Here is a 17720-nt window from a genome sequence, read left to right on the forward strand (position 1 = left end):
GCATGACTGATATAACCCAACTTTTTTTTGAGAAACCATTCGATCCTGACTGGATACGGCCGACATTAAATGAAGCCTATCGAATGGATGAAACTGCTCGTATAAAGCAATTATTGGAATTGATTAATTTTACCCCAGCCATTGAACGTGCTGTGAGTCAATTGGCAGAAAAATTAGTCATCGCCGTGCGGGAAAAGGAAAAAGAGAAGGGTGGTATCGAAGGCTTTATGATGCATTATGACCTTTCTACCGAGGAAGGAATTTTATTAATGTGTCTTGCGGAAGCTTTATTACGTGTCCCAGATAAACAAACTGAAAATTTATTAATTCGGGATAAATTGATCAGTGCGGAATGGAATAAATATGTGGGTGCGAGTGAATCCGCCTTTGTGAATTTTGCTAGATGGGGATTAGCGCTTTCAGGAAAAATATTAAAAAAAGAAAAAGACGGACAATTAAAAACCATTTGGAGTAATCTCATCCGAAAAAGTGGCGAACCTGTTATTCGCAAAGCGATCCGTGAAGCAATGAAATTAATGAGCGAGCATTTTGTTTTAGGCCGTACTATTGAAGAGGCTATTAAGCGCTCGCAGATCGCTTTAAAAGAGGGTTTTCGATATTCTTACGACATGTTGGGCGAAGTGGCACGAACGCAGAGCGATGCTGATCGATATTATGATTCCTATTATTATGCCATTAGCGCTTTAGGAAAAAGTCACGACACACAAAACATTTACGAAGCGCCGAGTATTTCCGTTAAATTATCTGCATTGTATCCTCGCTATGATTTTAAAAAACGCGAAGAAGCAGTACCTTTTTTAATTGAACGCGTAAAAGAATTGGTTCTGCATGCAAAAGCACAGAAAATTGGCATGACTATTGACGCGGAAGAAGCCGATCGATTAGATATGTGCCTGGACATTTTCAAAGGATTATTCACAGACAATGCTTTTTCTGGATGGGAAGGTCTTGGCCTCGCTGTCCAAGCTTATCAAAAGCGCGCTTTGCCATTAATTGAATGGTTAATTGAATTGAGCCACCAACAAAAACGCCGTATTCCCGTTCGTCTGGTGAAGGGAGCTTATTGGGATTCCGAAATAAAGCTAACTCAAATGGAAGGATTGATTAATTACCCTGTTTTTACGCGGAAAGTGAATACGGATATTTCTTATATTGCTTGCGCAAAGAAGATGTTAAGTGCTCAAGACGCTCTTTATCCGCAATTTGCTACTCATAACGCCTATTCGGTTGCAGCGATTTTAACACTAATGGATCCTCGTTATGAGGATTACCAATTTGAGTTCCAAAATCTACAGGGTATGGGTAAGGCTTTACATCATTATGTCGTTACAAAATTAAATCTGCCCTGCCGAATTTATGCGCCGGTAGGGTATTATGAAGATTTGCTGCCTTATCTCGTTCGGCGATTATTAGAAAATGGAGCTAATAGTTCGTTTGTCAATCGAATCGCGGATAAAACGGTGCCAATTTCCTACCTGATCAAAAGCCCGGTTGAAAAAATTGAGACGTTGGGAGAAATTCCTAATCCTAAGATTCCCTTGCCTAGGAATCTCTTTGCTAAAGCGCGATTAAATTCAATAGGAAGAGATTTAAGCAATTATGCGGAATTAAAACCTCTAGCTGAATCGATCCATAATGCACTAGAAAAAACGTGGCAAGCATCGCCATTCTTACGTGAGATTAAAAAGGGTAAAGCTGTTTTTGATCCGGCCGATAATCGACGCCAGATTGGTGTGATTGAATTAGCAGATGAATCCGATGTAGAAAAAGCCATTATAATCGGGTCTTCGGCTTTCCCCGCCTGGGATCAGAAAGGGGTAGACGCGCGCGCTAACATTATGCGAAAAATGGCGGACTTGTTAGAAGAACATCAAGCCGAATTAATGGCCTTGGTTGTGCGTGAAGGAGGAAGGACTCTCCAAAATGCCTTATCGGAAGTTCGCGAGGCTATTGATTTTTGTCGTTATTATGCCGAGCAGGGTGAAAAACAGCTAAATGACACAGTGTTTCTGGGTTACACTGGAGAAAACAATGTGCTGCGAATGAATGGTCGCGGTATTATCTTGTGTATTAGTCCCTGGAATTTTCCGGTAGCTATATTTACAGGACAAATCGCTGCAGCGTTAGTAACGGGGAATGCCGTAATTGCTAAGCCCTCGGGAGAAACACCTTTAACGGCAGCCAAGGTCACTCATTTATTTCACGAAGCAGGTGTGCCTGCAGAAATTTTACAATTAATGCCAAGTCCTGGAGGAACTGTAGGGCAAGCATTAATTGAAAATCCCAAAATCAGCGGAATTATATTTACGGGTTCTGATAATACCGCCCGTCATATTCAAAAAACATTAGCTAATCGATCTGGGCCCATCGTCCCCTTTGTGGCAGAAACATCTGGTATTAATGCCATGATAGTGGATTCAACGGCACTGCCCGAACAATTGGTTCAAGATGTGATTGTTTCTGCTTTCGATAGCGCAGGCCAACGTTGTTCTGCTCTTCGCATTTTATATGTTCAGGATGATATTGCCGATAATGTAATAAAAATGTTAGCAGGTGCGATGGCCGAAATTAAAATAGGGGATCCCATGTTATTAACCACCGATGTGGGACCCGTTATTGATGCTAAGGCTCAAGCAACTTTGCAAAAACATGCTGCTTTTATGCAAAAAGAAGGGAAATTAATTTACAAAGTTGATTTGCCCCTAGCAGCAACTCATGGAACATTTGTAGCTCCCCAAGCTTATGAATTATCTAGCTTAAACTTGATTAAAGACGAGGTTTTTGGACCTATCTTGCATGTTCTGCGATATCGACGCCAGGATCTGGATAAAGTGATAGACGATATTAATGGTTTGGGATATGGGCTCACCTTTGGCATCCAGAGCCGTATCGATGAAACGATAGATTATATTCAGCGTCGTATTAATGCAGGTAATATTTATGTCAATCGCAATATGATTGGGGCTGTCGTAGGTGTTCAGCCTTTTGGGGGAAGCTGGTTATCCGGCACAGGGCCTAAAGCCGGTGGGCCGCATTATTTGCCTCGTTATTGCGTAGAAAGCACGTTGACGGTCAATACAACAGCCGCTGGTGGAAACACCTCTTTGATGGCGATGGAAGACTAATAATATTTCAACGTTAACTCTATACGAGTAAGGGAGCGTGGATTAAAAAGGTTATCTTCAAGGTGAGAAGGTGAATTCAAAGCTTTTCCTTGTTAAGATGTACCTCTCGCTAAAAACAAAAACTCGGGAGACAGTGAATGAAACCATTAATTTTACCCTTCCTAGGAATCACTCTGCTTGCCGGTGCAACTGTGCAAGCGGCAACGTTTGTTAACTACGGAACAGTATAAGTTAAGTTATTCCATGGGGTTATGACCGGAAAAGCTTTTCAAAAACATGAAATTAAAATTAATCCTCAAATTTTCTTCCCAGGCCGTAAGCGACGGTTATTCGGGTAAAAAAAACGCAAATGACTGACGAAGAAATGCACACTACGTTAGAACAATTCCAGCAGCGAGCAATACAAAATTGCAGACTTAGATGAAAAGAGAAGCTCAACAAAATGCTCAAAAAGGACAAGCTTTTTTGCCGCTAATAAAATAAACCTGGTATAAAAACTCTAGCCGATAGTCTGCAATAGAAAATCTTGCACGAAGGTAAAGGCGAAAGTCCTTCTTTGAATAACATGCTCACTGTTAATTCTGAAGGTGGATTATTAGATGATACTGTATTTGATAGCTCTTACAAGCGTAGTAAGCCTGCAACATTCCCAGTAAAGACTGTGATTAAAGGATGGCAAGAAGCATTGGTTCATATAAAACCCGGTGTAATATGGGAAATTTATGTGTCACCCCAATTAGCTTATGGTGACAAAGGTGCTCCAAGCGCAATTGCATCTAATGAAACTCTGATTTTTAAGGTGAATTTAATTTCTGTAAATAAAAAATAAAAAAAAATTCTTCCATTCATGAAAAAAGAGGAATTCTGCCCCTCTCTTACCGTAGAGAGGAGGGGTGCTTTATAATTTCTTTATTTCTCCTTTTTTTCAAAAGGAACGGATCACGGATCGATGAAGATTATAAGCTTAGATTCAGATATGCTATTTTTGCAAGGTTCTTAGGTTTATACTCCATTTCGTCAACAACAAGTCCTCTAACATTTGCAAGAAAACAACCCAAGGCCAGCGCTGTCGAAGCGATTTATGGCTATTTTGTTGAATGTGAAAAACCCTTTAAACCCTGGAGAGCAAGAGCGATTGGAGCGCTTGTTGCCAAATGCTCATTTTTCCGATTATCCGAAATTATCGAAAGATTTTTTCATGTTGGGTACTCCTTCGTTTAGGAACCCTGTCTCCCTGGTCATCCAAAGCCTCTGAAATTGCGCGCAATTGCGAACTTCCCATAACTCGGATTGAGTGGGGGATTTTCTATCGCGTTTCGGGAGTTTCGCGAAAGAATAAACAAGATTCTCAAAGGGTGGCGTTAGAATTATATGATCCATTAATCGAATCAATTTTACTTTCTTCCAACGAATTGTTTCGATTGTTTCAATATCCACCACTTTTAAACTTTGTTTGTATTCCTTTACTGGAAAAAGGAAAAGCTGCATTGCTGCAAGCAAATCAATTGTTAGGTCTCGTGCTAAGTAATGAAGATATTCAGTATTTATTAAAAGCCCTTCATCAATTAAATTGGAATCCGACGGACGTTGAATTAATGATGTTTATTCAGGTAAATTCCGAGCATTATCGAGATAAAATTTTTAATGCGAAGTGGCGAATCGATGGACAATTAAAAGAAGAATCTTTATTTGCAATGATTCGTCATACTTATCAAGTAAATCCGAAATAAGTATTTGTAGCGTATCGGGATAATGCGGCAATTATCAAAGGTTCAGCCAGTCACTTTCTTGAGATTAACCCTCTCACGCATCATTATGAAAGCAAAAAAGAATGTTTGCATCCCGTTTTGAAAGCAGAAAACGCATAATCACCCTACTGCTATATCTCCTTTCCATATTCCTGATTTCTATCAACCCTGGGAGAAAGATTTTAAAAATCCAAAATCACTGACGTCTCCATTGGGTATTATGCTACAGGGACCTATCGGTGCGGCTTCGTTTAATAATGAATTTGGACGTCCAAATGTTTGTGGTTATTTTCTGACGTTAGAATATAGAGGAAATTTTGATGCACAAATCGATACGCAAGGAGAAATTATTTCTTACGGTTATCGTAAGCCCATCATGATTGCTGGGGGAATTGGGAAAATTCACCATTCGCAAGTTGAAAAACAATCTTTTGAAGAAAAAGCATTATTAATAGTCATTGGTGGTCCAGCTATGACTATTGGTTTAGGAGGTGGCTCTGCCTTTTCTCGAAGTAGTAACGAAGCCACCGAGGCATTGGATTTTGCGTCCGTTCAACGTTCGAATCCTGAAATGCAGCGTCGGACACAAGAATTAATTAATGGATGTGTTTCTCTGGGAGAAAAAATCCTATTTTGAGCATTCATGATGTGGGGGCTGGGGGTTATTCAAATGCATTTCCAGAATTGATTGAAGCCAGCGAATGTGGGGAGAATTTGAGTTGTGGGATATTCCGAATTCTGAACCTGGAATGACGCCCATAGAAATATGGTGTAATGAAGCACAGGAACGATTTGTTCTGGCTATTAAATTCAGAATCGCTAGAGATATTTCGCGTTATTGCTGAACGTGAGTGATGTCCTTTTGAAGTCGTTGGTTATGTTAAACAGCAAAAAAATTGGTAGTGAATGACAATTATTTTCACACTCCTACTATTGATGTTGCCGTTGTCCTTATTGTTTTTGAAGGCATGTCACCTATGCAGCGAGAAGATCGGCGACGATCTCCTAGAACCACGCTTTTCGATACTACGGGGGGGATAGATTGGGCCAAAGCTATTAAACGTGTTTTACACTATCCCTCGGTGGCCGATAAAAGTTTTTTAATTACTATTGTACTATTGGTGATCGTTCTGTGGGGGGGTCTTGCGTGATCAAATGGTTGGGCCCTGGCAAGTGCCAGTGGCGGATGTGGCAGTGACAGCGAATAGTTTTGTAGGTTATCAAGGAAACAAGCCTTGGCCATGGATGAACGAGCGCCCCTGGCGATGATTAATCCTGTTGCATCGGCGAGAATGGCGGTCGGCGAAGCCATCACTAACATAGCTGTTGCGTCTATTGATGAAATTTCCCAAGTAGTTTTGTCGGCGAATTGGATGGCAACAGCGAATTTTCCAGGAGAGGGGACAAATTTGTATGAAGCCGTTCGAGCCGTTGTGAAAGAATTATGTCCCGCGTTGGGAATTTGTATACCAGTAAGTAAGGATTCCTTATCTATGCATTCTTCTTGGCAAGACGGCAACCAAAAGTGAAGTGTGGTGTCACCGCTTTCCTTAATTATTACCGCAACGGGGCACCTACAGATGTGCGCCATACTCTTACTCCGCAATTGCAAACCGATGTGGGCGAGACTCAATTGTCGCTCATTGATTTGGGCAAAGGAGCCCATTTATTTAGGAGGTTCTTGTTTAGCTCAAGTTTATAATGAGATAGAAGATCAACTGCCTGATGTTAATGACCCTTCCTTATTACATAATTTTTTCAAGCGATTAAAACGCTCAGCCGTAAAAAAATATTATTAGCTTATCACGATCGTTCCGATGGAGGGTTGTTAGCAACTTTATGTGAAATAGCTTTTACCGCTCACACGGGAATTACCATTGAGTTAAAATCATTAGGTAGTAACTCCCCAATAGTGAGTATGTTTACTGAGGCCTTAGGGTTAGGGGCTGTTATTCAAGTTAAGAAAGAAAATGTTGTGGATGTATTAACAATATTAGAAAAATACGAATTAAAAATACATGCGCACATACCTTGGAGAGCTAAATGAAGCGGATGAATTTATTTTGAATTTCCAAGGAAAACAGTTTTTCAGGAAAGTCATAGCGTCCTGCATCGATGGTGGAGCGAGACAAGTTATCGGTTGCAGGCTTTACGAGATAATCCGGATTGCGCTAAACAGCAATTTGATAAATTATTACATAAAGACCACCCCAGTCTTATAGTCTTATAGCAGAAATTACTTTTGATAATAAAGAAAATGTTTCGCTTCCTTACATTAACGTAGGAGCTCGACTGCGGGTTTCTATTTTACGTGAGCAAGGAAGTAATGGTTATCGAGAAATGGTTGCCGCTTTTTATTTTGCGGGTTTTGATAGCATTGATGTTCACATGAGTGATTTATTAAACAAATGGATTAATTTAAGTGATTTTAAAGGGTTGGCTGCTTGTGGAGGTTTTTCCTTATGGAGATGTACTAGGTGCTGGTCGTGGCTGGGCACAATCGATTTTAATGCATCCAAGAATTTCTGATGAATTCGCTTTATTTTTCCAGAGTCATGATCGTTTCGCTTTAGGCATTTATAACGGTTTCCAGCTTTTTTCCCATTTAAAATTAATAATTCTAGGTGCTAAAGATTGGCCTGTTTTCGAACGCAATACTTCAGAACAATTCGAAGCACATCTTTCCTTGATAGAAATTCCTGAATCTCCTTCATTCCTTTTCCAAGGAATGAGTGGTAGTCGTCTTCCTATTGTAGTTTCTCATAGTGAAGGACGTGCCGTATTTGAAGTGGAACAAGAGCAGCGAATAAAAAAATAAACTTATTGCTTTGCGTTTTATTGATCCTTGTGGAATTCCTTTCCTACCATCGATTATCCTGTGAATCCCAATGGTAGTCTAGCTGGAATCACAGGTCTTACCACCCCGGATGGTCGGATAACTATTCTTATGCTTCATCCTGAACGAGTTTTTCGTACAATTCAATTTTCTTGGCATCCAAAAGAATGGAATAAAATGAGTTCGTGGATTGTGGATTCAGATGTTCTGCAATGCGCGGGCATGGATAAATTGATTGTATTGATCATTATTTGTAGTGTGGTACACCATAATTTTTTTTAGATTTAGAAATAATTAAAAGGAGAATGGTTATGACATCAAATTTTTTAGGTCTTATAGATGATCATGCTGGTCCTTTCTTATTTTTTCAGGATCTTATTCCAAATATTAAATTTTCTACGTTTGCCGAGGGTGCAGTTTGTTTGGCTGTTCTTTACCTACCTCCGTTTTAAATGCGTTGGCTGCTGTTAATGCTGAACGAGCTGGAGGTTTACAATCCACCCAGTATTTAATCAAGCTTTTAAATGAAGCAAGTCAGCGGGGGGTTGCTTATGGTGCAATTATATTAATTGCTTCTGAAGCAGTACTCTTTTTTTTAAATAAACGTTATTTTTTTGATTCAGGAAAAGCCATTATTGATCTTCTAAAACATGTAGTGTTAACCTCCGGTTCTTTACTGCCTTATAGAAACGTAAGAGAAGAGGACCGGGTTGGTTTAGGTTAGACGATTATATTCACTTGGTCGCTATTAACAAGCCTTATTTTTTGCAGAAATCGGTCGAAAGCCTTATCTTTTTGGGTATTCCTGATGAGGTAGTAGGTTTTTTTATTGAGTTTTTTTAGTTTATAAAGCTGCCCATTTCGCGAGTACATTAAATTTTATTTCTTCTCTTGAGGATAAAAATGACTCTTCTAGGTATTTAAAAAATTGGAATTATTATTAAATGATTTTAATTTTTGGTTAGAAATAAGAAATGGAAATGGTTCAGGAAGCTGTGGAGGAATTTTTGAAGCACGTCGAGAACCATTGGCCCAATTTACCCAAAAAAGAGAATAGAAAGAATTTTGTAAGGCATTTCTTCTCTAATTGGGAAGATACTTTGTCTTTCATCGTCGATAGTTATTACCTTAAATTGGCTGCCAGCTGTTCAGGGGATTGAAACTTTTACCCAAATCCAGATAGGGTCGGACCATCATTATCAAAATATATCTTCAATCATGGTGGGAGCAACGCTCCTCACCACTTTCTTTTATAGAAAGAATATTAATGAATTCCCCGAACAGCTGATAAAAACAATTATTTCTATTTTACAAAACCTTAGAAAAAGAAGTTATTGGAGTGCGAAAAAAATATTTTTTCTCACAAGCATAGCTGGGGCCTCAAGCTATTTCTCAGACCTCGGTTTCAAACTTATTGTAGAGACGTCGTTGCAAGACGGATATTTTTCTTATTCGGAAAATTTAGCAAATATCATGCCGGGCAGGTGTGTTAACGGCTGTGGTTTTGATGTTATGGTCTCATTTGAAATTTTTAAATAATCAGAGCATTCAAGAGCAAGTTGATACTAATAAAATTGAGCGTGTAGATTTACGTGTTGCTAAATCGTTTTTAGCTAACAATAATTTTTGTTTATTTCCTAATAAATAGGTCGAACAATAGTGAGTCATTAGATGTACCAGATTTTCATGAGCATTTAATTCTACAAATTTAAATTTTTGATTTACTATTTTTTATTACAATGAAAGAATTAATAATTAATTATTTTCCTGAATAATTTATTCGGGATGCTAATTAACTACAAGCACGGACCAATGGTTCCCAATTTATCTTCTGCAGGGAGATGAGGGGAGATAGCAAGAAATATTAAGTTTTATTTTATTAGGTAAGTAAAAATGATAGCGTTGAAAGGACACTTGCACCGCAATCTTTTAATGAATTATTTTGTTTCTCTAACTAATAATTCTGCCTATCTACTCAATCCTTTTGGAATTATGTTCCAACAGTGGATGTCGACGCTTTGTATAAATTCCCGTCAACAATTATTAAAGCCAGAAAAATAAAAGTCTGAAATTTTCCTACGCCAACTATTTTTTTCCTGATTTCGGATTGGAAATTCTAATGAAGGAAAAAATGATTTTGATTTCGATAAAACCCTTGAAGGGATTGCTAAATTTAAATGGTAGCCAGAGCTGGATGATATGGTAGTAATTATTTTCCTACATCTTCTTGAAACAAACTGACAGCTCTTGGAATTATTGGTTAAAAATTATGGCCTACAAAGTAAAAATGTGGTTATTCTCGGCAAGCCATATTCTACTTATCTGGCGGTTGTGGAACAACTTGAAAAAAAGTGGATTTCATATCATTCCATTACCGCCACTTCTCCAATGGGGCGGTATTGACGAAGTCATAGGTACGAGAGCACGGCGTGCTTAGGATAAGACATTATCACTTTTATAATCCAATTTCTGCCAGACAGAAAAAAACCGATTCTTTTAATTTTTAATGATGTAAGGACTACCTTAGCCCCTTGTATGCTCAGTGAAGTATTCAAATTATCCGAATTCGTCATCGGCGCTCAATTGACCGTCTCTGGCGATGAATCTAAGACGTATCCTTATCCTATTTTCAACCGGGAATATCCTCACAAGTAGTTCAGATCGCTTTCGAAAGAGTAGAAAAAAACAATCGAATTTGAAGTACTTTTGGTAATGAATGGTAGAAAGCCAATTATTTGCGTGGCTGGATTTGGTGAGATGGGGAAACGATTTGCTTTAGAGATAGCAAAGAATTTAGAGATAGCAAAGAAATATAAAGTCCTGGTGTATGATGCGAAGCCAGAGCTTATGATTGAGTTGCCCTCCGGGATTACTAAGTTAAGTAGTCTTTCTAATTTGTTTGCGCATTCAACGATTGTGGTTGGGTGTACTTCAAAAGATATTACCGAGTCTAATGCTGTGCAGGAAGTTGTTCAGTATAGTCAAACACCTAAATGGCTTTTTAGTTTGTCTTCAGGAGATAAAGAATTCTTATCGATTTTTAAAATTAATACAAACTTTTTACTAAAGGCTATGACGTTATCCCAAAGGATATTCATGCAGACGTTGCAATGATAAATGAATTAGATACCCGGATAGTAGTCAAAAATGGTGGTAATCCCATCAATTTCTGTGGTGAAAAGGCTATGTACAGTGTGTCCCCTCAAGGAATATTGTTGGGATTGATGGGATTAAGCTTCCTTCAGGCTAAAGCACTTGCTAATGCCGGGATAACGGTACGCTGACGAAATCATGATCTGTCTGTATGGCCAAACTGAACTTTTATACGATCACATACGAAGAAATTAAGACTCAGAGTTGGCGCAAAAGTTTGCAAGACAATCGGAAGATGAAATAAAAGCTGGAATATTTCGTTTTGTTATGGAAAATCCAAAAGGGATTTTTATTGAATCGTCTGAACTGACAGCCTCTTCGAGAACTGTCTCTCCAATGGGACATTAATATTAAAATACTATAAGGAAAATAGGGAAATGAAAGAATTTTTAGGAAAAAATATTTAAGGTGCTTTTTATATAAGAAAAAAATATCGAGATTTTTCCGCGAAATGTAGTGGTTTTCACTCCTGGAAGCCTCTATTGGAAAGATCGTCAAGGCCGATATTTGGGCTGTAATGATTTTATGGTGAAAACCCCTGGCTTACGCTCGACTCCAGAACTTATTGGTAAAACCGATTACGATTTTTGGGGTGATGTTGCCAAAGTTATCATGGAAAATGACCGTTACGTAATGGAAACAGGAGAAATTAAACATTACGAAGAAACTGTGACAATTCCCAGTAGTAAAACCTTATATTTCATGGGTATTAAAATGCCACTTCGGGATGAAAACGATCAAATTGTTGGGGTGATTGGCAATTATCTAGATATTACGGAATTAAAAAAAATTTAGGAAAAATTAAAAGAAGCTAAAGAAAAAGAAGAAGCTGCTAATCGTGCCAAATCAATTTTTTTAGCTAATATAAGTCATGATTTAAAAATTCCCTTGAGTGGTATTATCAGTATAGCTGAAAATTTAAGTTATAGATTAAGAGCGACCCAAGAGACAAAAAAAGCATCGATTACATTATGCAATCAGGCAAACAATTATTAGAGTTATTAAATGGCATTATTGACATTGCTAAAACTGAACAGCATTAACTTCCAGATCAAGAAGTAGATTTTAGTCCTAAGTTATTGTTAAATGAATTGATCTAACTCATGATGTCTTCCATAGAAGGCAAACAGCTGAAGCTTGAAACCCATTATGATTCGTCGATTTCTTCTAATGTTTGTAGCTAATCGGCTTTTGATTCATCGAATTATATTAAATTTGTTATCTAATGCGATTAAATTCACTAATAAGGGAAAAATTACAGTATCTTTCTTTTTAGAGGACTTGGGAGAAAATCAGGTTAACTTAAAAATTGATATCTCAGATACTGGTATTGGTATACTTGAAAATAGAGACGATAAAATTTTTGAATCTTTTACGCGATTGATTCCTTTCTTTGAAAATAAATATCCTGGGACTGGATTAGGACTTTATATTGTTAAACTATACCTCGAACAATTAGGCACAAAATAAAGGTTTAAAGTTAAAGGCTTAAAGTCAAGTTGGCGTCGGTAGCACTTTTACGTGTCATATTGCTATAAGGATTTCTCAAAGCTCAATCAATTTTGAAGATCCAGATGAAATTGATATTGCTAAAGAAATTATTTAGGAACTGCAGCCGGTTTCCTGTGCGCATATTAGTGATTGAAGACGATCCTACCACACAATATTGCAGTAAAAGAAAAGCTAACTAGTCTTGGTTATCAACCTTTCGTGGTTAAACTGGGAAAAGAGGATTTAGAAGCTGCTAAGGTCCAATCTTTTGATTTCATCTATTAATACGTCATTAAGTAATACGTCATTAAGTCCGGGCAATAATCAATCGTTTGGTGTTTAAGAGGAAAAGAATAAAACGTGTTGATCCTTTAAAAGAACATTTTTACCAAAATGAAAAAATTATTGATTTAGAGTTAGGCATCCAATTAATGGATGCCGACCTCCAAAAAGTAAAAAGTATTTTGAAAGATTTGATAAACGAATTGTTAATTTAAGAGGAAGCCTTGCAAAAGTTGTATCAAGAAAACAACAGGACTAAGCTGCTTAAGCTTGTCCATCGTTTGTATGGTTGGTTTGTGTTATTTATTGCCCTACACCGCGGTTGAAACGGGCCTTTAGTTTTTTAGAGAGGGCACTGAAATTAAACTGCGACGACCCTGCAGAGATCGATAACCGATTCAAGGTGGCGCTCCAAGAAATTAAGCAATTGCAAAATGCTTACGCTAAAATGACTTAATCCTTGGAATGAAGATCGACAATAGGCTTATCGGTAAAAAGATATTCTCGCAATTCTTTATCAAAACCTGGGTCATTACGCCGAATCCATTCTAGAACCATGAGAGAAACAATGGCTTGATCCATGATACGTGTGTGGGAAGTTAATCCTCCGAGAGGTTCATGATAGCCTTCACTAGACATCGCATCCACTCGTAGTGTTTACGTATTAGATTATGGCTGTAAATTTACAATACTCTACCGTAGTTTGCAAAATGTAGGCTCTCGACTACTACTACTTTGAAGCCTTGAGTTAAGATCAGGCTTTTTCTAGCGAATCGATTAATACTTTTAAAAATCGCGCAATTTCTCCGCCTGTAATCAATCGGTGATCGCTAGTTACAGAGAGTGGCAATACTCGATGAATTGCGAGCTGGCCATTTTCAGGCATTACTTGTTTCCTTATGCGACCGACACCAATGACAGTGACCATGGGGGGCAGTAAAATGGGATTTGCATAGCGCCCTGCAAAGGTCCCAAAATTGGATAACATAATTGTGGCACTACGAAGGTCTTCGGAAAGAAAGCTTCGGGTTTGGGCCATCTCTTTAAAGCGATCTACTTGTTGGCGTAACTCGTTATCCTTTCGATGAATAACATCTTTTAAAACAGGGATATATAAGCCATGGGGGGTATCAACTGCTATCCCGATATTGATATTTTCTTTTATTTGATAGCCCATTTCCTCGCCATCGAAATAAGCGTTCATGATGGGAACTTCTTTGCAGCCCTCTTGAATAGCTCGAATTAGCCGGATCGTAATATCTTGTTGACCTTCCCAGGCCTGAATATCTGCGTCATCCACTAAGCTAACAGGAACGACGTCTCGATGGGATTGGTTCATGCTGAGAACCATTGCACGCCGCACATTGGATAAAGGGGTAAGCCCTCCTTCGATTGGAGTGCTTTTCGAAGAAGTTTTCTGTAATTGAGCGGCTTGCTTAACTTCGTCGGTAGTAATCATTTCCCCTTGAGGTTTAATGGTGGAAAGATCCACTCCAAGCTGCTTAGCGAGCATTCGCACCGCCGGCGTTGTTTTAACAACGTTTCTTTCTTCGGATTTTTGAACAGTAATGCCCGTAGCTGCTTCTTTTAAGACAGTTTCACCGGTTTCAATGGCGCCAACGACCGTCCCAGCGTCTTGAGAGGTTACTTCTTCAGCCTCTCCTTCAAAACCGATTAAAGAGTGACCCGTTTTGATGATATCTCCTGGCTTGCCAAATAATTTTTCAATTTTACCGGCAAAGGGAGAAGGAACGTCTACAAGTGCTTTTGCAGTTTCCATAGCGACTAGCGACTGATCCACAGCCACTTCCTCGCCTTCTTTCACGTACCATTCACGAATTATGGCATCAGGCAAGCCTTCTCCAAGGTCTGGTAATTTAAAAAATTTCATTAAGAAAACTCCATCAACGGTTGTACCGCTTTAACGATCCGGTGGGTGCTGGGCATGTATTTTTTTTCTAATTGGAAATAGGGCATTATGGTATCATATCCCGCTACGCGCTTAATGGGTGCCAATAAAGAGAGTAAGCCTTGCTCCGCAATACCTGCTGCAATTTCCGCTCCAACTCCGCCGATTAATGGGGCTTCATGAATGATCACGCAACGCCCTGTTTTTTCGATAGAATGCAAGATAGTATCCATATCCAGCGGTTTTACGGTGGCAACATCGATTATCTCTGCTTCGATACCTTGTTGAGCCAGTTGATTCGCCGCTTCCATAGTCTCTTTGATCATGGCTCCCCACGTAATGAGGGTGACATCAGATCCTTCACGCAAAATGAAACATTGATCCAAGGGAAGCGCTTTCCCATCATCAGGGACTTCTTGCTTTACCAAACGATAGATCCGCTTTGGTTCTAAAAAAAGAACAGGGTCGGGGTTGCGGATAGAAGCTAATAACAGCCTGTAAGCCCGAGCGGGAGAAGAAGGAATAACGACCCTTAATCCCGGAATGTGAGCAAACAGGGCTTCCATACTTTCTGAATGGTGCTCCGGAGCATGGATACCGCCGCCAAAAGGAGCGCGATAAACAATAGGACAATGTAATCGACCTCGAGTTCGATTCCGCAATCGCGATGCATGGCTCAAAATATGATCTAAACCAGAATAAATAAATCCTTCAAATTGAAATTCGGCAACAGGTTTTAAGCCCTGAGCCGCCATTCCTATTGAAATCCCCGCGATCATACTTTCAGCTAATGGCGTATCTAAAACTCGCTCCGGTCCAAATTTTTCGAGCAATCCTACGGTAGCGCGGAAAACCCCGCCATTGATACCAACGTCTTCTCCTAGCACAATAACCGAATCGTCCTTCGTCATTTCATAGGCCAACGCTTGATTGACTGCTTCAACCAATGTAATATAGGTCATTCCCCTTCTCCAATAAGCTCATGACGTTGTTTTTTAAGCGATTTTGGTAGTTCCGCATAGAGATAGTCAAACATATCTGTCGGTTTAGGTAGTGGCCTATTTAAAAATTCCTTCACGATTTGATCGACTTCGTTGGCTAATTCCGTTTGCAATTTCGTTTCTTGGTCTCGCGACCACAGTCCTTGAGATTCCAAATAATAGCCAAGCCGAGCAATAGGCTCGCGTTTCCAAGCTATTTTTAGCTCTTCGGAAGGGGTATAGCGGCTCGCATCATCGGCAGTGGTATGATCACACAAACGATAAGTGATGGCCTCAATTAAGGTAGGGCCACCTCCTACCCGTGCTTTTTCTAGAGCTTTAGAAACAGAATAACGGACAGCAATGACGTCGTTACCGTCTACTTGCCATCCATCAAACCCTCCGGCGATGGCTTTTTGGGCTAAAGTTTGGCAACTGGTTTGTTGATTACGGCCTACCGAAATAGCCCATTGATTATTATTGACCACAAAAACCACCGGCAATTGCCAGCATCCAGCTAGATTAATTGCTTCGTAAAAATCGCCTTTAGAAGTGCCGCCATCTCCACAAATCGTTACTACAGCACGATGTTGTTTTCGATATTTAATAGCATAGGCAACTCCAGCGGCGTGCAAAAGTTGCCCGGCAATAGGAACACAATTGGGAAAATCGTCTTTAACGTTAGGATTAGAGTAATTGCTACCTCGCTCATCTCCTCCCCAATAAGTTAAAAATTCTGATAATTTTATTCCTCGTTCGAGGTAGGTTCCTTGATCCCGATAGTAGGGGCAAAAAATATCTTCGGCTTGCATGGCATTTCCCATGCCAATTCCCACTGCTTCTTGCCCTCGAGAAGAGGGGTAGGTGCCCATTTTTCCGGTGCGTTGAAGGTTAACGGCCTTGTTATCGAAGTGGCGAATGAGAGCCATCTGACGGTAAAGATACAACAGAGTATCAGGATTTGCAAATTCAGGAAAAGTCTGGGTAGGGTGACTGTTCGCATCGAGAAACTGTAAATATTGAACGGCAAAGTTGGCAACAGTGGTCGTTTGGGGTGTCATACCGTCTCCAGATAATGAGAATTCGCGGCAGCAAGTTTTTCTTTAGCCATTAAATCGGCTACTTCGGTGGTTGGTTTGTTTTCTTTAATGGAACGGTTAAATAATTCTAAAAGACGGTCGTATAATTTTTCGATTAATTTGTTAGCGACATCTACGGTATGATAATCATGCACTGAAGCTGCTTGAATTAATCCTCCGGCATTAATAACGTAATCGGGAACGTAGAGAAATCCGCGTTGATGAGCAATAACACCATATTTTCGATGAGCAAGTTGGTTATTAGCTGGGCCTGCAATAATGGGGGCCTTAATTCGGTTGAGTGTATTTAAATTAATGACACCGCCAATAGCAGCAGGCGAGAAAATATCGCATTTTACGTCGTAAATTTTCTCGGGAGAGACCACTGTGGCTTTAAATTCATCCACAAAGGGTTGGGTCGCTTCGGACTTAGGATCGCAGATAGTGAAGGTTGCCCCTTGTTGGTGCAAAAGTTTGGCTAAATAGTAAGCGGTTTTGCCGGCACCTTGTAGAGCGATGTGTAAGCCCTCTAAATTATCACTATTCCATTTAAATTTAACGGCGGCTTGTAATCCACGAAAAACGCCTTTCGAAGTGAAAGGGGAGGGATCACCTTGGATTTCATCGGTTCCTGCAGCCCCGATTACGTCGGATGTGCGCTCAGCTATGATATCCATATCCTTTGTCGTTGTTCCGATATCCATGGCTGTGATGTATCGTCCGTTCATGTCATGAACAAAATCACCAAAAGAACGAAAAAGTGCTTCTCGGTTGTAAGTGATGGAGGGCTTCATAATGACGGCCTTAGCTCCGCCGTGAGGAAGATCGCTGAAAGCGGCTTTTAGGGTCATCATATAGGATAAGCGTAAAGCATCTTTTAACGCTGAGCCTATCGACGGGTAATGGTAGAAACGACAACCACCAATAGCGGGCCCCCGTTTAGTGCTGTGAATAGCAATGATAGTTTGGAGTCCACTCGCGGGATCAATTTTAGTATGAATGTCACCAAAGCCGAGCATTCGGGCATAACGTATCAAGCCTTCGTGCGTGGGATGATTTCGCTTACTTGCTTGTGGCATAAATGAAATCCTTGTAA

The 17720-nt window shown here is 39.6% G+C and carries 22 protein-coding genes and 3 pseudogenes; 20 read left to right on the forward strand and 5 right to left on the reverse strand.

From position 1 onward, the window contains the following. Positions 1-2: 2 nt before the first annotated feature. The 20 genes and pseudogenes from putA (at position 3) to CleRt_RS09955 (ending at position 12871) form a co-directional block, all read left to right on the forward strand. Positions 3-3146, forward strand: coding sequence for a bifunctional proline dehydrogenase/L-glutamate gamma-semialdehyde dehydrogenase PutA (gene putA / locus CleRt_RS02985; protein WP_048875034.1), 3144 nt, complete (start codon positions 3-5; stop codon positions 3144-3146). A 137-nt stretch (positions 3147-3283) separates the two neighbouring features. Beyond that, a pseudogene (locus tag CleRt_RS13965) lies at positions 3284-3975 on the forward strand (FKBP-type peptidyl-prolyl cis-trans isomerase). A 325-nt stretch (positions 3976-4300) separates the two neighbouring features. Beyond that, positions 4301-4876 carry a phosphoribosylformylglycinamidine synthase family protein gene (locus tag CleRt_RS11545; RefSeq protein ID WP_235379159.1) on the forward strand — a complete coding sequence of 192 codons (576 nt, stop codon included), beginning with the start codon at positions 4301-4303 and terminating at the stop codon, positions 4874-4876. A gap of 238 nt (positions 4877-5114) precedes the next feature. Next, entirely contained in the window at positions 5115-5531 is a 417-nt protein-coding gene (locus tag CleRt_RS11550) for a hypothetical protein (protein WP_235379160.1), read from the forward strand. Beyond that, positions 5498-5647, forward strand: coding sequence for an AIR synthase-related protein (locus CleRt_RS13970; RefSeq protein WP_371440247.1), 150 nt, complete (start codon positions 5498-5500; stop codon positions 5645-5647). The genes CleRt_RS11550 and CleRt_RS13970 overlap by 34 nt, the downstream gene beginning before the upstream one ends. Before the next feature lie 149 nt (positions 5648-5796). Beyond that, complete coding sequence (locus tag CleRt_RS11555) at positions 5797-6045, forward strand: hypothetical protein (RefSeq protein WP_235379161.1); 249 nt, start codon at positions 5797-5799, stop codon at positions 6043-6045. Then, positions 6038-6163, forward strand: a complete 126-nt coding sequence (locus tag CleRt_RS13140) for a hypothetical protein (RefSeq protein ID WP_306686792.1) — start codon at positions 6038-6040, stop codon at positions 6161-6163. The genes CleRt_RS11555 and CleRt_RS13140 overlap by 8 nt, the downstream gene beginning before the upstream one ends. Further along, entirely contained in the window at positions 6136-6423 is a 288-nt protein-coding gene (locus tag CleRt_RS11560; protein ID WP_235379162.1) for a hypothetical protein, read from the forward strand. Before CleRt_RS13140 ends, CleRt_RS11560 begins: the two co-directional genes overlap by 28 nt. Before the next feature lie 51 nt (positions 6424-6474). Beyond that, positions 6475-6693 (forward strand): hypothetical protein, encoded by a 219-nt coding sequence (locus CleRt_RS11565; RefSeq protein WP_235379163.1) that lies wholly within the window; start codon positions 6475-6477, stop codon positions 6691-6693. A 26-nt stretch (positions 6694-6719) separates the two neighbouring features. Beyond that, complete coding sequence (locus CleRt_RS11570; protein WP_235379164.1) at positions 6720-6941, forward strand: hypothetical protein; 222 nt, start codon at positions 6720-6722, stop codon at positions 6939-6941. Between the two features lie 293 nt (positions 6942-7234). Further along, positions 7235-7423: a phosphoribosylformylglycinamidine synthase subunit PurQ gene (locus tag CleRt_RS13145; protein ID WP_306686793.1), complete on the forward strand. Its 189-nt coding sequence runs from the start codon at positions 7235-7237 to the stop codon at positions 7421-7423. Further along, positions 7341-8012, forward strand: a pseudogene (locus tag CleRt_RS11575) (phosphoribosylformylglycinamidine synthase subunit PurQ). Before CleRt_RS13145 ends, CleRt_RS11575 begins: the two are co-directional and overlap by 83 nt. Positions 8013-8148: 136 nt before the next feature. After that, positions 8149-8454 (forward strand): hypothetical protein, encoded by a 306-nt coding sequence (locus tag CleRt_RS03000; RefSeq protein ID WP_048875035.1) that lies wholly within the window; start codon positions 8149-8151, stop codon positions 8452-8454. 1169 nt (positions 8455-9623) lie between these two features. Further along, a complete protein-coding gene (locus tag CleRt_RS09940) occupies positions 9624-9791 on the forward strand; it encodes a hypothetical protein (RefSeq protein WP_157870804.1) in 168 nt (55 codons plus the stop codon). A 651-nt stretch (positions 9792-10442) separates the two neighbouring features. Further along, positions 10443-10844 (forward strand): NAD(P)-binding domain-containing protein, encoded by a 402-nt coding sequence (locus tag CleRt_RS03005; protein ID WP_048875036.1) that lies wholly within the window; start codon positions 10443-10445, stop codon positions 10842-10844. Further along, positions 10841-11014, forward strand: coding sequence for a hypothetical protein (locus tag CleRt_RS09945; RefSeq protein WP_157870805.1), 174 nt, complete (start codon positions 10841-10843; stop codon positions 11012-11014). Before CleRt_RS03005 ends, CleRt_RS09945 begins: the two co-directional genes overlap by 4 nt. A gap of 325 nt (positions 11015-11339) precedes the next feature. Beyond that, the gene (locus CleRt_RS03010) at positions 11340-11678 is read left to right on the forward strand and encodes a PAS domain-containing protein (RefSeq protein WP_048875037.1); all 339 of its coding nucleotides are present in this window, start codon (positions 11340-11342) and stop codon (positions 11676-11678) included. A 54-nt stretch (positions 11679-11732) separates the two neighbouring features. Next, positions 11733-11879, forward strand: a complete 147-nt coding sequence (locus CleRt_RS13975) for a histidine kinase dimerization/phospho-acceptor domain-containing protein (RefSeq protein WP_157870947.1) — start codon at positions 11733-11735, stop codon at positions 11877-11879. Between the two features lie 141 nt (positions 11880-12020). Further along, the gene (locus tag CleRt_RS03015; RefSeq protein WP_157870806.1) at positions 12021-12353 is read left to right on the forward strand and encodes an ATP-binding protein; all 333 of its coding nucleotides are present in this window, start codon (positions 12021-12023) and stop codon (positions 12351-12353) included. Between the two features lie 356 nt (positions 12354-12709). After that, positions 12710-12871, forward strand: coding sequence for a hypothetical protein (locus tag CleRt_RS09955; protein ID WP_157870807.1), 162 nt, complete (start codon positions 12710-12712; stop codon positions 12869-12871). 238 nt (positions 12872-13109) lie between these two features. Here the strand turns inward: CleRt_RS09955 and CleRt_RS03020 are convergent, their stop codons facing one another. The 5 genes and pseudogenes from CleRt_RS03020 to CleRt_RS03040 form a co-directional block, all read right to left on the reverse strand. Continuing rightward, positions 13110-13295: a ferritin family protein gene (locus CleRt_RS03020; protein WP_048875039.1), complete on the reverse strand. Its 186-nt coding sequence runs from the start codon at positions 13293-13295 to the stop codon at positions 13110-13112. Positions 13296-13410: 115 nt separating this feature from the next. Further along, positions 13411-14547 (reverse strand): dihydrolipoamide acetyltransferase family protein, encoded by a 1137-nt coding sequence (locus CleRt_RS03025; protein WP_048875040.1) that lies wholly within the window; start codon positions 14545-14547, stop codon positions 13411-13413. Next, positions 14547-15527: an alpha-ketoacid dehydrogenase subunit beta gene (locus CleRt_RS03030; RefSeq protein ID WP_048875041.1), complete on the reverse strand. Its 981-nt coding sequence runs from the start codon at positions 15525-15527 to the stop codon at positions 14547-14549. Before CleRt_RS03030 ends, CleRt_RS03025 begins: the two co-directional genes overlap by 1 nt. Next, positions 15524-16606: a pyruvate dehydrogenase (acetyl-transferring) E1 component subunit alpha gene (pdhA, locus tag CleRt_RS03035; RefSeq protein ID WP_048875042.1), complete on the reverse strand. Its 1083-nt coding sequence runs from the start codon at positions 16604-16606 to the stop codon at positions 15524-15526. The genes CleRt_RS03030 and pdhA overlap by 4 nt, the downstream gene beginning before the upstream one ends. Further along, positions 16603-17707: pseudogene (locus tag CleRt_RS03040) on the reverse strand (Leu/Phe/Val dehydrogenase). Before CleRt_RS03040 ends, pdhA begins: the two are co-directional and overlap by 4 nt. Between the last annotated feature and the right edge of the window lie 13 nt (positions 17708-17720).

Source organism: Candidatus Coxiella mudrowiae (assembly GCA_001077715.1).
In the GTDB taxonomy this organism is placed as follows: Bacteria; Pseudomonadota; Gammaproteobacteria; order Coxiellales; family Coxiellaceae; genus Coxiella; species Coxiella mudrowiae.

Coding starts and splice junctions, on each gene's coding strand:
- putA (WP_048875034.1), top strand. CDS start 3: ATGACTGATATAACCCAACTTTTTTTTGAGAAACCATTCGATCCTGAC.
- CleRt_RS11545 (WP_235379159.1), top strand. CDS start 4,301: ATGCTCATTTTTCCGATTATCCGAAATTATCGAAAGATTTTTTCATGT.
- CleRt_RS11550 (WP_235379160.1), top strand. CDS start 5,115: ATGCTACAGGGACCTATCGGTGCGGCTTCGTTTAATAATGAATTTGGA.
- CleRt_RS13970 (WP_371440247.1), top strand. CDS start 5,498: ATGTGTTTCTCTGGGAGAAAAAATCCTATTTTGAGCATTCATGATGTG.
- CleRt_RS11560 (WP_235379162.1), top strand. CDS start 6,136: ATGGATGAACGAGCGCCCCTGGCGATGATTAATCCTGTTGCATCGGCG.
- CleRt_RS11565 (WP_235379163.1), top strand. CDS start 6,475: ATGTGCGCCATACTCTTACTCCGCAATTGCAAACCGATGTGGGCGAGA.
- CleRt_RS13145 (WP_306686793.1), top strand. CDS start 7,235: ATGGTTGCCGCTTTTTATTTTGCGGGTTTTGATAGCATTGATGTTCAC.
- CleRt_RS09940 (WP_157870804.1), top strand. CDS start 9,624: ATGATAGCGTTGAAAGGACACTTGCACCGCAATCTTTTAATGAATTAT.
- CleRt_RS03005 (WP_048875036.1), top strand. CDS start 10,443: ATGAATGGTAGAAAGCCAATTATTTGCGTGGCTGGATTTGGTGAGATG.
- CleRt_RS09945 (WP_157870805.1), top strand. CDS start 10,841: ATGATAAATGAATTAGATACCCGGATAGTAGTCAAAAATGGTGGTAAT.
- CleRt_RS03020 (WP_048875039.1), bottom strand. CDS start 13,295: ATGTCTAGTGAAGGCTATCATGAACCTCTCGGAGGATTAACTTCCCAC.
- CleRt_RS03025 (WP_048875040.1), bottom strand. CDS start 14,547: ATGAAATTTTTTAAATTACCAGACCTTGGAGAAGGCTTGCCTGATGCC.
- CleRt_RS03030 (WP_048875041.1), bottom strand. CDS start 15,527: ATGACCTATATTACATTGGTTGAAGCAGTCAATCAAGCGTTGGCCTAT.
- pdhA (WP_048875042.1), bottom strand. CDS start 16,606: ATGACACCCCAAACGACCACTGTTGCCAACTTTGCCGTTCAATATTTA.